This window comes from Cellulomonas sp. Root137, from assembly GCF_001426725.1.
In the GTDB taxonomy this organism is placed as follows: domain Bacteria; phylum Actinomycetota; class Actinomycetes; order Actinomycetales; family Cellulomonadaceae; genus Cellulomonas.
In genome coordinates, this window is sequence record NZ_LMFG01000004.1 from 387,029 (window position 1) to 400,657 (window position 13,629).

At 69.2% G+C, this 13,629-nt stretch carries 11 protein-coding genes and 1 tRNA gene; 6 read left to right on the plus strand and 6 right to left on the minus strand.

The window, feature by feature from the left end; translation table 11 throughout:
- Positions 1-34: 34 nt before the first annotated feature.
- Positions 35-1,021, plus strand: coding sequence for an aldo/keto reductase (locus ASD18_RS19305; RefSeq protein WP_056096235.1), 987 nt, complete (start codon positions 35-37; stop codon positions 1,019-1,021).
- A gap of 88 nt (positions 1,022-1,109) precedes the next feature.
- Here ASD18_RS19305 and ASD18_RS19310 read toward each other — a convergent pair whose 3' ends face one another.
- A complete protein-coding gene (locus ASD18_RS19310; RefSeq protein ID WP_056096238.1) occupies positions 1,110-2,510 on the minus strand; it encodes an MATE family efflux transporter in 1,401 nt (466 codons plus the stop codon).
- Positions 2,507-3,493, minus strand: a complete 987-nt coding sequence (locus ASD18_RS19315; protein ID WP_056096241.1) for a phosphotransferase family protein — start codon at positions 3,491-3,493, stop codon at positions 2,507-2,509. Before ASD18_RS19315 ends, ASD18_RS19310 begins: the two co-directional genes overlap by 4 nt.
- 458 nt (positions 3,494-3,951) lie before the next feature.
- Here ASD18_RS19315 and ASD18_RS19320 point away from each other — a divergent pair, with 458 nt between their 5' ends.
- Positions 3,952-5,046 carry a site-specific integrase gene (locus ASD18_RS19320; RefSeq protein WP_056096244.1) on the plus strand — a complete coding sequence of 365 codons (1,095 nt, stop codon included), beginning with the start codon at positions 3,952-3,954 and terminating at the stop codon, positions 5,044-5,046.
- A gap of 44 nt (positions 5,047-5,090) precedes the next feature.
- Here ASD18_RS19320 and ASD18_RS19325 read toward each other — a convergent pair whose 3' ends face one another.
- Positions 5,091-5,612 (minus strand): hypothetical protein, encoded by a 522-nt coding sequence (locus ASD18_RS19325; RefSeq protein WP_056096247.1) that lies wholly within the window; start codon positions 5,610-5,612, stop codon positions 5,091-5,093.
- Between the two features lie 1,244 nt (positions 5,613-6,856).
- Here ASD18_RS19325 and ASD18_RS19330 point away from each other — a divergent pair.
- The gene (locus ASD18_RS19330) at positions 6,857-7,924 is read left to right on the plus strand and encodes a hypothetical protein (RefSeq protein ID WP_156388100.1); all 1,068 of its coding nucleotides are present in this window, start codon (positions 6,857-6,859) and stop codon (positions 7,922-7,924) included.
- Positions 7,925-8,332: 408 nt separating this feature from the next.
- Here ASD18_RS19330 and ASD18_RS19335 read toward each other — a convergent pair whose 3' ends face one another.
- Positions 8,333-9,136, minus strand: a complete 804-nt coding sequence (locus ASD18_RS19335; protein ID WP_082574323.1) for an NYN domain-containing protein — start codon at positions 9,134-9,136, stop codon at positions 8,333-8,335.
- Positions 9,137-9,585: 449 nt separating this feature from the next.
- Between ASD18_RS19335 and mobF the strand changes: the two genes are divergently transcribed.
- The 3 genes from mobF to ASD18_RS20875 are packed head-to-tail and all read left to right on the plus strand — an operon-like array spanning position 9,586 to position 12,730.
- Positions 9,586-11,397: a MobF family relaxase gene (gene mobF / locus ASD18_RS21705; protein ID WP_156388101.1), complete on the plus strand. Its 1,812-nt coding sequence runs from the start codon at positions 9,586-9,588 to the stop codon at positions 11,395-11,397.
- Entirely contained in the window at positions 11,394-12,464 is a 1,071-nt protein-coding gene (locus ASD18_RS21710; RefSeq protein WP_056096259.1) for an ATP-dependent RecD-like DNA helicase, read from the plus strand. The genes mobF and ASD18_RS21710 overlap by 4 nt, the downstream gene beginning before the upstream one ends.
- A 50-nt stretch (positions 12,465-12,514) precedes the next feature.
- Positions 12,515-12,730: an excisionase family DNA-binding protein gene (locus tag ASD18_RS20875; protein ID WP_082574293.1), complete on the plus strand. Its 216-nt coding sequence runs from the start codon at positions 12,515-12,517 to the stop codon at positions 12,728-12,730.
- A 74-nt stretch (positions 12,731-12,804) separates the two neighbouring features.
- Here the strand turns inward: ASD18_RS20875 and ASD18_RS19355 are convergent.
- Positions 12,805-12,877 (minus strand) — tRNA-Arg (locus ASD18_RS19355).
- A gap of 50 nt (positions 12,878-12,927) precedes the next feature.
- Complete coding sequence (locus ASD18_RS19360; protein ID WP_056096265.1) at positions 12,928-13,578, minus strand: FadR/GntR family transcriptional regulator; 651 nt, start codon at positions 13,576-13,578, stop codon at positions 12,928-12,930.
- Positions 13,579-13,629: the final 51 nt, after the last annotated feature.

Sequence of the window (13,629 nt, forward strand, 5' to 3'; positions counted from 1 at the left end):
AACCCGTCACCAATGAGCGCACGAGGAGAACACCATGCAGCAGCGCACCATCGGCTCCGGCCCCACCTCCACCGACGTCAGCGTCCTGTGCCTCGGCACCATGCGCTTCGGCACGCACACCCCGCGCGAGGTGGCCTTCGAGGTCCTCGACCGCTTCGTGGACGCCGGCGGCACGTTCCTCGACACAGCGAACAACTACAACGCCTGGGACGCGGGCGGCCACGGGCACGAGAGCGAGGACGTGATCGGCGCCTGGCTGGCCTCGCGCGGGCTACGGGACCGCGTCCGCATCGCGACGAAGTGCGGCGCCGCCAAGAAGGACCCGGCGCTGCCCCTCTCGGGCACACCCCCGACCAACTACCAGGGCCTGGCCGCCGAGACCATCCAGCGCGAAGCCGCCACGAGCCTTCGCCACCTGGGCGTCGACCGGATCGACGTCCTGTATGGCCACGTGGACGACCGTGACACCGCCCTGGAGGAGACCGTCGGAGCCTTCGGCAAGCTCGTCGCCGACGGCGTGGTCGGCGTGCCGGGGATCTCCAACGTCACGACGTGGCGCGTCGTCGAGGCACGCGAGACCGCCGCCCGCCTGGGCGTCGAGCCGTACGGCCTCGTCCAGCAGCAGGGTGGCTACGTGTACCCGAGCCCGACTCCGTTCCGGTCCAACTGGGTGTCGGGCGACCTGCTCGACTACGCCGCGTCCACGGGTGTCGACGGCCGCCCGCCGCTCGCCGTGACCGTGTACTCGCCGCTGCACCAGGGTGCGTACACGCGCGCCGACAAGCCACTGTTCGGCGGCGCCGACCACCCGAGCAGCCGGCGTCGGGTCGAGGTGCTGCACGAGGTCGCGCGCGACACCGGCGCCACGGCGAACCAGGTCGCGCTCGCGTGGCTGCTCGGTGGGCCGACGCCCGTCATCCCGATCGTCGGCGCCCACTCGGTCGCGCAGCTTGACGAGTCGTTGGGCGCGCTCGACCTCGTGCTCGACGAGGAGCTGCGCACCCGGCTCGACGAGGCCTGACCAGCGTCGAACGAACTGAGGAACGGACTTGTCGTCGCCAACGACACGGGGAAGGGGGCGGGACGGCCGGTCCGGTCCCAGCCCGACCTCAGTGCCCTAGCGGCAGGTCGACCGCGTTCGTCGTCGATGTCGCGCCCCCGCCGCGCGCGGCCGTGACATCGAGGCGGCGCAGCACCAGCAGCGCGACTCCCGCGGACAGGAGCTCGCCCGCGGCCAGGCCGATCCAGGTGCCTGAGGGGCCGGTGTGGCCGAGGGCGAGCACGAGCGGGACCTTGACGAGAAGGAGGGTGCCGACCGAGAGGAAGTACGACGGTCGCGGTCGGCCGAGAGCCTGGAAGTACGCGGAGACCAGAGGTGTGACGCCGGCAGCGGCGAACCCGATCGCCAGGATGCGCAGAGCGTCGACTGACTCGGCGTGGACGGCGGCGTCGTCGACGAAGGCGGCGGTGATGGGCTCGGCGAGCAGCGCGACGGAGCCGGCGGCGACGGTGCTGTAGACGAGGGTGGCGCGCAGCGACAGGATCCGGGTGCGTCGGACGCGTGCGGCGAGCCGGCGACCGGCGTTGTACCCGACGATCGGCTGCATCCCCTGGCTGATACCGAGCTGAGGCATGGCGACGAACGTCTGGATGCGGGAGCAGATCGCGAACGCGGCGAGCGCGGAGAGCGCTGCGGTGGCGGTGGCCACCCGGGACAGCGTGGTGTTGACGACCACGACGAGCAGGGTGGCGCCGAAGCCGGCGAGGAACGAGGGGGCGCCGATGCCCACGAGGGTGCGGACCGTCGGAAGGTGGGGACGCAGGTCGGACCTGCGGATGCGGTACGGGCGCTGCCGCTGGGCGAAGAAGAACCACATGCTCATTGCGGCGGAGACGGCCTGCCCGCCGACCGTTCCCAGGGCGGCTCCACGGACGCCGAGGTCCAGCCCGAAGATCAGCAGCGGATCGAGGGTGATCTGGACGGCGACCGGGACGACCCACAGCATCGTGGCGAACCGCATCCGACCCTCGGCGCGCACCAGGCTGGAGAACCCGGTCGAGACGATCGCACCGGCCAGGATGACCACGGCGTAGTCGCGGGCGTAGCCAAGGGTCTCGCCGTGGGCGCCGAGCAGCCGCAGGAGCGGCTCGAGCCCGGTCAGCCCGACCACGGTGATCATGACGGCGGTGGCCCAGAACGCGGTGAAGGCGTTCCCAGCCGCGCGCGCGGCTGTGCTCGTGTCGCCGGCACCGAGATGTCGGGAGACGACCGAGGCTGCTCCGACGCCGAGGGCGGTCGAGACCGCGCCCAGCGCCAGGAGCAACGGCGCGACGAGGTTGACCGCCGCCATCGCGGTCGTCCCGACGCCGCGGGCGACGAACCAGGCGTTGGTCAGCGCGTAGATCCCGTAGACCCCGACCGCGATGGTGGTCTGGGTGCAGGCGTGCCACAGCAGCCGCCCCACGGGCCGTTCACCGAGGGCGGCGGCGTCGAGCGTGCGGGTGCTCACGGCTCGGTGAGCAGGCTCATCATCTGGCCGATCTTCTCGCGTGCCCAGTCGTACTGGGTGGGGGTCGTGTGTCCGCGGTAGACGGTCTCGATCGCCATGATCACGACCAGGTGCAGGCAGTACAGGCCACGGCGCGTCTGCTCCCTCGTCGTGAGCTGCTCCTGGCCGTAGCCGCGCATGAACGCGGTCGGGTCGCCGAAGTCGGACAGAAAGGTGCCTGCGAAGCCGGCCTCCATCAGCGGGTCCCCGTACAGGGCGCGTTCGTGGTCGATGATCGTGACGATCCTGCCGTCGCGGACCATGACGTTGGAGTCCCAGAGGTCCCACTCGACGAATCTCGGCTCGATCACGTCGTCGAGGACGTCGGCGTGCAGGGCGACCACCTTGCGGATCTCGTCGTAGTCCCGGCCGATGTCGACGTGGCGGGCCTCCCCGGCGGCCAGGACATCCTCGACGAGGCCGGTGAACACGACCCGCCACGACGGGTCACCCGGGCCGGCGAGCGGTCCGAACCAGCTCCCGCGGATCGAGTTCAGCTCGCGGTTGGCAGCGCCGAGCGCCTCGTTGTACGAGTCGCGCAGCTCGGTGCTCAGGCCGTCGGTGATGATGCCGAAGTTCTCGGCGTCGACGAACGGCATGAAGAAGTAGTCGGCGTCGACGAGCTCGTGGCTCAGGTCGGCGTGGTCGACCTGCGGGACCGGGACGTCGGTGCGTGCCGTGATCAGCGCCAGCGCGTCGAGCTCGATGCGCATCGCACCGCGCTCGGCGGGCATCACGGGCACGCCCCGCGGCGGCGCGATCTTCACGACCACGGCGCGGCCGTCGCGCAGCAGGATCCGGTACGCGACGTTGAACCAGCCGTGCCCCAGCTCCTCGAGCCAGGTGTCCGGCTCGCCGGTAGGCACCTGATCGGCGCCGTAGGCACGCTCGACCATCGCACGCAGCGTCGCGGGCGTCTGGCGGTTCTTCGTGATGCTCTCCATTGAGTCCTCGTCGTGGTGCGGCAGGGTGTCCGGCCCTGGGTTGCGCGCTCGTCGATCCCGACGTGTCCGGCCACCTTAGGTCCGGCGCGGGCGCGATCCTGCGCACCGACGAGGCGAGCGGGGACGGTGGGACGGCCGTGCGTCCAGCGCCGCCCAGCCCGGCCGACGCGTCAGCGCTCACCTCATCCAGCGATCGGGATGCGATCGAGGGCGCACTGACGTCGCAGGGCTCGCGGCCGGCGCGCTGGCGACACGGCCTGGCGTTCCTGCAGTTCAGATGGTGCCCGCGAAAGGACTCGAACCTTCGAAGTGGCCTATGAACTGAGATGAACCGAGCGGAAAGAATGTGCCTCTGACCTGCACCTTTGTCTACCTTTCGCCGGTGATAGTGTGAACCCCGTTGAACCAGATTTCGCCGACTTCTGGCACGTATCTGGCACGCCGGGGAGGGTCGAAAGGTGTCTCGACGTGACTTCGGGTCGGTCCGGAAGCTGCCTAGCGGCCGCTACCAGGCCCGCTATCAGGTGCCCGGAGCCGAGCAGTCGATCACCGCGCCGGACACCTTCGGAACGAAGGTTCAGGCGACCGCGTGGCTCGCCAAGCAGCGCGTCCTCATCGGCGAGGGCAAGGTCAACCCGAGCGCCGTCGTGACGACCTTCGGCGAGTTCGGCCGGCGTTGGCTCGAGCAACGCGACCTCAAGGAGTCGACCCGGACGCTCTACACCCGGCAGTTCGTCAAGTCGCTTGAGCCGACGTGGGGTGACGTCCGGTTGGTCGACATCAAGCCGGCGACCGTGAGCGAGTGGTACGGGACGCTTCTGCCCGATCGGCGCACCGAACGCGCTCACGTCTACGCGCTGTTCCGCACCATGCTGAATACCGCCTGGCGTCAGACGCTGATCGAGTCGAACCCGTGCCGCGTCGAGGGAGCAGGCTCCGTCCGCAGGCGTGCGAAGAACATCCGACCTGCTTCGCTCGCTGAGCTCGAGGCGCTCACCAGCGCCGTGGACGTTCAGTACCAGCCGATGATCCTTCTCGGCGCCTGGTGTGCGCTTCGCTTCGGGGAGGTCACGGAGCTGCGACGCGCTGATCTCGATCTCGACGCCGCGGTGGTCCGTGTGCGCCGGGGAGTGACTTGGCTGACGGGCGTGCCGGTGGTGGATACCCCCAAGACCGAGGCCGGTGCGCGCGACGTCGCCATCCCTCCCCACCTATTGCCGCTGCTCGCGGACCACATGCGAGAACGCGTTGGCGGCCGGCAAGACGCGTTGCTGTTCCCAGACTCGAAGAGCGTCAGGTTGCAACTTTCGCCGCACCGCTTTCGCGGCCCGTTCGCGAGGGCCAAGCTCGACGCCGGGCGACCAGACTTGTCGTTCCACGCTCTCCGCCATACCGGCGCGGTGCTCGCAGCTGCCTCCGGCGCCACGGTCGCAGAGTTGATGGCGAGGCTCGGCCACACGACGCCAGCGATGGCGATGCGCTATCAAGACGCTGCCGCCGATCGCGATCGCGTCATCGCCGACGCGCTGTCCCGACTGGCCAACGCCGGGTGACAAGGCGGGTCGGCGCCCGACACGCTTTCTCAGAGCGTCGACAGTCAGCGCCTCTTCTTGCGGCCGGAAATGCGGAGGCGCTCGGTGGCGATGTTGCGAGTTCGTCTGCCGTGGCCGTGGGCGGCGATGCTCGCCAAGACGGCTTCGTCGGAAGACTGTTCTGCCACACGATTCTGTAGCCAACGGGACCAATTGATGATCTCCGAGTCGCTGGGCACCAGTTCCCCAGACTGGAGATCCTCCAACGTTGTTAGGTCGCGGGCACGAGCGATCGGGATCTCGCGACGCTCCTCCGGGATCGCAGTGATCCAGATGGCGCGTTCTTCTCGGCTACACGTCCGGAAGCGCTCCAGCACGGCAGAGGTTGCGACGGAGGGGTCCGGCTCGATGTAGAGGGTGCGACGCAACAGATCGTGAGTCTCGGGTCGCTCCAACGCCCGCAGGTATGCCTCCCAACGGACGTGTTCGTCCTGCCAGTCCCGGACGTCCTCCATGTGCACGAGTGGTGCGAGCTCGTCCACGAGGGCCAGCAACTCAGTCGGGGCGGTCCGCGGGTACTCGGTCATCGTCCCTCCATCACCTAAGCGACCGAAGTACGTCGGCGCGCGCCGGAATGGCCCTGCCTGTCAACGTCGTCGTCGGCTCTTTCCAGCACAGAGTCACCCAGTGACGGGTTGATGCAATCGTGTCAGCTACCCACACCACGCCTGCGCCGCGCTCCGGTGCCCAGCTCGGTTCCCGAGGTCGCAATCGAACGAGCCAAGGGATGTCTGGTCCAAGTCGACTCCACACCGTCGCTCGGCCGATGGGCGTGCGGCGCACGGCTCGACCGCCGGGATCGAGCGACCAGCGCTGCCTGTTCATCCTTGTCTCCGGCGAACGCCGCCGGGCCGCAGCTGGCGCCGATCTCGCGCCGACGGCACGGTTGAAGTCGGCTAGGAGCGCGCCGAGGCGATCGTCATCGCCACGGACGGAGTCGATTGACGCGGACTCGAGAATCCCTGTGATCGATCCGCCGTCACGGCTGGTCGCCGGCCGCGGCGCCCGGAGCGACGTGTGTAGGCGCGGCAGTGCCTTCGCGTCCTTGGCTCTGAACTCGTACTGCAGGGACTTGTCCCGATAGTCCTCAAGCAATCTGAGGGTCACAGAGTCGACGCTGGCCTCTCCTGACAGCACCCATGCACGGGGTTCTGCTCTGAAGCCGTCGACGCCGTCGAGCCGGTCGAGCACGACCGCGCACATCGTCGAGTACCAGAGGCTGTCGACGCTGCTCGGCCAGTTGCGACTCACGCCGGTATCTCACCACGTCGCGGAGTGACGGCCGCGTAGCGGCGATGACAGGCGCTATTGAGACACGCAGTGCAAGACGAGTCGGAACTGTGATCGTTCGCCCGTCATCAGACAGCGCAGGAGAGACGCGAACTCGCATCGCTCGTGTACACACCGTCACGCCCGTCCGCTTTGGGGTGAGGGGGTGGGCGCGCGTTTGCGGCACTGGCCCGAACCGCAATGCAAGACGTCCCAACCGCCAGCCTCGACACCCCCACCTAGGCGGCTTTCGTGCACGCCCGTCCCTGGTGAACTCTCGCCTGCCCCAAAGGGCGCGCCGCGTCGTAGGTGTGTGCGGAGGTGCGCTGCGCCTTCTCGTGGAACGCCGTAGCGTGGACGGGATCTCGCTCTGCTTCGCGGCAGCAGACTTCGCCGTCCTAGACATGGTCGACTCCTCACGCGCTCCGTCGATCGTCGCCCGAGTACGACGCGTGCGCGAGACGGGAAACGGCAAGGCTCCAGTGCGGAGCCTCACGGGCCGATGACACGTGACGTGGACTGGGACGAGATCGGCAGGCTGACCCGCAGCGGCGACTGGGATGCGGTGCGCGCAGCCGCAGACGAGTCCTCCGTGGCTCGCGACATGGACGAGACGGCGCTTCAGCACGCCTTGGCTCGTACCCTGCTCGAGGCAGTCGAGCGAGCAGCGGCCGATGGGGACGTCGTCGCCCTGTACCTCGAGGTGGACGACGGCCGGACGGGGGTGTTCCTCGCCCACAGCTTCCTGCCCGACGACGACTGGCCGGCAGACTTCACGCACTGGGTCGACGGACCGGCGGTGCCGGGCGACGACGACGACCGCGAAGCGATCGGCTGCGTCACCTTTGCTGCGCTCGGCCGAGCCATCGCGAGTCTCCCTTCGCCGATCGAGTTCCCAATCGGCATGGGCCTGCACGACGGCGAGGTCCTCTATGCACCGTTGCCGCAGGGCGTCATGACGCCCGAGGACGTCCCGATGACGCGGGTGCCCGACGAGCCCTCGGGCTGGTACCACCTGCGGCCGGCCCGGACGGACTTGACGAAGCACGCCCGCGTCGCGAGCACCGACGAGCGCGCGCGTGCGTTCCAGGCGCACCTGGGGCTGTGGGCGAGCTATCACCGTCGCGAGCCGCTGCCCAACCCGCAAGGCAACCCGTTCGTCTTCCGCCTGGTGCGCGGGTCCTTCGACGACATCGTGCTCACCGACTCGGTCGGCTGGCTCTACTCGGACCGTCTTGTCGTCGCCCTGCGGGGGCTCGCCGGACCGAACGATCGGATCCTCTCCCAGGCGGTGCTGGTCGAGAGCGGCGACGGATCCGAGCAACATCTCTACCACGCGTGCCGGGCGAAGCATCTCGTCCGCTCTGTGGACCCCGGGGGTCGGACCGTGTTGCGGAGCAGCGACCTCGCGGGGGCGCGCGTCGTGGACGAGCTCACGCAGTACTACCGCTCCCCGGGCCTGGCGATGGTCTCCGACGACGTGCTGCGTGCCCTGTCGCGCGCCGGCGTCCTCGTCGGGCTCGCGGCCGTTCCGGTCACCACGGTCGACGACGACGAGCCGCTTTCCTAGATCGTCGAACGAAGTCGAATGCGACTACGTGCGGTGCGATCAGACGACGAGCACACCGAGGACGCACACGATGACCACTCGTCCTCGTGGGCGCATGTCCAGTTGCCCGCGGTCGTCGCGGGTCGCAGGTGCTGAATGCAGCAAACGCGGTAGGCGAGGAAGTGGCGCGGTCCAGTGAGGCTCCGGGGAAAGGTGGCGACTCGCGATGTCACGCAACCGGCTCATCGATCAATGGGAGAAGGACCTCCCAGGACTCACCGACGACGCGTTGCGTGATCGGGTGCGCGTTGCGGATGAGCACGCCGCCTCGGCGATCCGCCGAGGAGCTGGTCGGAACCCCAAGGCGGCCCGAATGTGGCGCGAGAAGGCTCGATCTGCGGAAGCCGAACTGGAGCGCCGCGGCCGACGCTAGGAAGGCGTGCCGCCCATCACAGCGCTCGCACGCCGGACCCACGTCTGATTTATCTGATTCGCATCGGGTTTCAGCTGGGTCTCGATGCCAGGGACGTTCGCTGCGAGGTTGCTGAGCTTGGCGTAGCCAAAGTTGCGAGAGTCGAAGGTCGGGTCGGTGTTGACGATGTAGTGACCAACGTTGGCGAGCAACGCCCAGCCGTCGTCCTTCGCTGCGGCATCCACGGCCGCCAGGATCATTTTGACCGGAACGGGCTGAACGGCCTCGGGTGCCGCGCCCGCGGTCGGCTTGGAGGGTTCGGGGGTCTGGGCATCGGTAGCGGTCGCCGCTGAGGACCCGTTCTGCGAGAGCATCGGCGCGGGCGAGTCTTGCTGGCCGGGTAGCACGTCGAGGTAGGTGAAGCGGTCGCACGCGTTGCGGAACGCCTCGGGTGTGTGGCGAGCTCCGATGCCGTAGACCGTCTTGCCCGACTCGCGCAGGCGCACCGCCAGGCGTGTGAAGTCGCTGTCGCTGGAGACCAGGTAGAACACGTCGAGGTTTCCGGAGTACAGCAGGTCCATCGCGTCGATGATCAACGCGGAGTCGGTCGCGTTCTTGCCGGCAACCCAGGCGAACTGCTGGATGGGCTGGATCGCGTGCCCGGGAAGTTCGGCCCGCCAGCCGGTCAAGTGTGGGCTCGTCCAGTCGCCGTACCCGCGCTTCACGCTGAGCGTGCCCTGTCTGGCGGCTTCGGCGAGGATCCCCTTGGCCCAGACGTGTCCGACGTTGTCGCAGTCGAGAAGTACGGCGACTCGAGACATCTGCGGCATGGTGGCCCTTCTGTGCTGTACCGGACGGGCGTCAGGTGGTGCCGATTCTGTCGGCTGGTGCAACCACCTGACCAGATCGCAGGAAACGTGTCTCGCAGCGCGGTGGCCGGCGGCGTCGCCGCACGCGTAGGTCGCCCAGACCTGCGCGAGAGGGCCGGAGACTCGCGGACCAGTGGCGCGACGTCGTTCTGGTCGAGAAGCGGCTCTGACCTCCCACTCGATGGTGTCGCAGGCGCCCCCGACTCACGAATCGGGGCGGGCCCCGAGGAACGGTGCCCTACGCGTCACTCCGTCGGCGGAGGCCTGGTGCACCGCCTTGACCGCTGGCGTGCGCTCGCCAACCGAGAAGCAACGTCGCGTCTTACGCGTTCTCTGGCGCACCTACTTCTAGGAGCCCTCGAACTCGAGCCGCTCCGGGGAGGCGGTGTCGTGTGCTCTCGATGCACAAGCTGACGGTGAGCGACGGGTACACGTACCTGACCAGGCACGTCGCTGCGGGCGACGCTGGGCTGTCCGCTGGTGAGTCGCTCACGGCCTACTACGAGCAGACCGGCAATCCCGCTGGGCGGTGGCTCGGCTCCGGTCTTCCTACGAACGGCGGTGGACAGCTGCGTTCGGGCACCGCGGTGACCGAACGCGCTATGACGGCGGTCTTCCGCGACGGGTGCGATCCAATGAGCCGCGAGCCGCTCGGGAAGCCGTATGCGCAGATCCGTCCGGGGGAGGGTCGGCACGCGGTTGCCGGGTACGACCTGACCGTCACCGCACCGAAGTCAGTCTCGGTGGTGTGGGGTCTCGCGGACGAGGAGACCCGGGCAACGATCTACGAAGCGCACACGGCTGCGCTCTCGTCGATGCTGAGGTTCGTCGAGCACTCGGTCATTCGAACCCGGGTCGGTGCCGCGGGCTGCCGACAGATCAAGACACGCGGGATGCTCGCTGCCGCGTTCGACCACTGGGACTCGCGCACCGGCGACCCGAACCTGCACACCCATGTCGTCGTCGCAAACAAGGTCCAGGGTGTCGACTGTGTCTGGCGATCCGTGGACGGGCGCACGCTGCACGCAGCGGTGGTGACGGTCTCGGAGCTGTACGACGCCCTTCTCGCGGACGAGGTCTCCCGGCGGGTTGGTGTCGCCTGGTCGCTGCGGGACCGCGGCGAGCGACGCAACCCCACGTTCGAGCTGGAAGGCGTGGGTGAGGATCTGCTGTCCGAGTTCTCGACCCGCTCCGAACAGATCCACTGCGCTGAGCAGCGCTGGGCTCAGGAGTTCACCGAGCAGCGCGGGAGGGCGCCATCGCGAACCGAGACGACCCGCGCGCGCCAGCACCTGACCCGCGAGACGCGCCCACCCAAGGTTGTTCGCCCGCTGCGTGACCTGCTGCTGGATTGGGGCAACCGGGCCCGGGCTCTGACCGGGCTCGAGCCGGTCGACCTGGCCGCTCGGGCGCTGACCGGCACTTACAGCCGGCCGTTGGCGGCGCGCGATGTTGGGCCCGAGGTCAGGGCGGCGATCGTTGCGCAGGTCCTCGAGGACGTCTCGACCCGTCGTTCGGTGTGGTCGACGTGGAACCTGGGCGCGGCCGCGTTGCGGTGTTCGAAGCCGCTGTGTCTTGCCACACCCGATGACCGACTCGAGCTGACCAACGACTTGGTAAAGATGGCGGGCGATGCGTGCTTACGCATCGACGACGACACCGACATGGGCCGACACCGGGTCGGCGAAGAGTGCTTCACGTCGGCGGAACTGCTCGAGGCGGAGCGAACCCTTCTCCACGCCGCCGAGACGGCCCTGCCACTCGGAGTCCCCGCGCTGGCCGATCGCCTTGCGGACCGAGAACTCAACGACCTCGCCGAGGACCAGCGGGAGGCCGCGAAAGCGGTGTTGCTCTCCGGCGCGGCCCTGGACGTCCTGGTGGGACCCGCCGGGTCCGGGAAGACCACGACCCTGGCCGCACTGGCGGACACCTGGCGACTGATGCGCGGCGACGTCGTCGGCCTCGCACCGTCAGCGAGCGCCGCAGCGACGCTCTCCGGGGCTCTCGAGTCGCGTTGTGAGACCACTGCGAAGTGGCTCTACGAGTCCACTGGTGATGGCGCGAGCCGGCGCGCCGTTCGGTACTGGACGGAGATGGCCGCCCTGGAGGACCCGGCCGCCAACGCGTGGGACAAGCGCGCGCGGCCAACGGACGATGCCACGCTCTTGCGGCGGACCAGGAGCAGTGGCGGTTCCGGCGGGGCCAGCTCGTGATCGTCGACGAGGCGTCGATGGCCGACACGCGCTCGCTAGCCGCTCTCATCGAGCAGGCGGGCCAAGCCGACGCGAAGGTGCTCCTGGTCGGGGACCACTGGCAACGCGGAGCGGTCGATGCGTGCGGCGCGTTCGGGATGCTCGCCCGCCGAGGACCGACGGCCGAGCTGCGCAGCCTGTGGCGGTTCAGCCAGCCGTGGGAAGCCCGCGCGACGCTCGAGCTGCGTCATGGCGACCCCGCCGCACTGGACGCGTACATCCGCCACGGTCGGGTGAGCCACGGTGCCCACGACGACATGCTCGAAGCGGCCCTTAGCGCAGCGGCAGCGGCCGAGGCGGACGGCCAGGTCGTCCTGCTCGCGGCCGCCGACCGGCGCACCGTCAACGAGCTCAACGCCCGGAACCGCGCCGAACGCGTCCGCAGCGGCACCGTTCACACCACCGGCATCGCGTTGAGCGACGGATTGACCGGCGGCGTCGGCGATCGCATCGTGACCCGTCGCAACAACCGGCGACTGCGCACCAGCGACGGCTTCGTCCGCAACGGCGACCTGTGGCAGATCACCGCCGTCCTGCCCGACGGGGGCCTCTGGGTCCAGCCCGCCGGCGCGGGTGGCGGGACGCTGCGCCTGCCGGCGGCGTACGTCACCGAGAGCGTTGAGCTCGGCTACGCGACCACCACCGCGCGTTCCCAAGGCGTGACGGTCGACGAGACCCACACGGTCGTCACCGCCGGGATGGGCCGCGAAGACCTCTACGTCGCCGTCACCCGCGGCCGACACGTCAACCGGCTCTACGTCGCCACCGACCGAACCGACCCGGACTGTCTCCCCGGGAACGAACCCGAGGGAGCTCGAGCACTCCTCGACCGGATCCTCGCGACCAGCCACACCGAGAAGTCCGCCACCGATACCTGGGCGGAACACCATCCCGAGAATCCGCGGCCACCGCGCTCTGTGATCCGACCCAGCCCTTCGATTCCGCCGTTGCGCCCTTCGATGACGCCGGCCAACTGGACGCCCCCGCCCAGCCCGGTTGCTTCCGGGCCGGTGTTGGAGCGGTGGTAACGCTCGATCAACCTCAACCGCGCCGCCCGGCGCTCGATCAAGGAGGAAGGATGTCCGCATCAACGAGAGAAGCCCAGCGACCGGAGTTCGTCTCCGTCGCGGAGGTTGCCGCAGAACTGCAGGTCACCGACCGATTCGTGCGCCGACTCATCGCTGACGGCGAGCTCCGGGCTGTGCGGGTCGGAAGTCGGCTCGTCAGGATCCGACGGGGCGATCTGGAGGCGATCCTGCGCCCCGTTGTCGGCCCGCGCGTGGATGCCCGATAGCCGGAATCGTGCCAGTTCTTCTGGCACGTATCTGGCACGAGACCCTGTCTGATGCTCTGACCTGCAGTGATATGTGCCCGCGAAAGGACTCGAACCTTCGACCTTCTGCTCCGGAGGCAGACGCTCTATCCACTGAGCTACGCGGGCCGGGCACCGGACCCGGGGGTCCATGCGGTGCACGACACTACCACCGCGGCTCACTCGCCCAGCAGCGCGGACAGGTACCGGGTGGTCTCGTCGGCGGCCTTGCCGTCATCGCCCGCGACGACGGCCTCCACCAGGGCGTCGTGGGCGTCGTGACCGTGGGTGTCGGTGACGAAGTTGAACCGGATGTTCTCGCCGATGGCGTCGAGGAGGTTCTCGTACAGGGTGGCCAGCACCGGGTTGGCGGCGGCGCGGACGATGGCGCGGTGGAGGTCGAGGTCCGTCGCGACCATCGCCTCGAGGTCTCCCGCGTGGTAGGCGGCTGCGCGCTCGTCGCGCCGCTTCAGCAGGCCGGTCGCGTCCGTGGCGGTGCGGCGACGGGCGGCGAGGCGGGCGGCCTCCACCTCGAGCGCTCGTCGGACCTCGACGACGTCGCGCTGCCGGGCGTCGCCGATCTGCCGGCCCATGCTGGCGGCGAGCTCGTAGCGGGAGACGACGAAGGTGCCAGATCCCTGGCGCCGCTCGAGCAGCCCGGCGTGCACCAGGGACTGCACGGCCTCGCGCACGGTGTTGCGGCCGACGCCGAGGAGGTCCACCAGGGCGGGCTCGGGCGGGATCCGTGCCCCGACCGGCCACTGCTCCGACTCGATCCTTCCGCGGAGCTCGTCCACCGCGGTGTCGATGAGTCCGGTCCGTCGCACCATCCGGTCAGGCTCCGTTCCCAGGCATGCGGTGCAGTCAACACCGGGGGATCG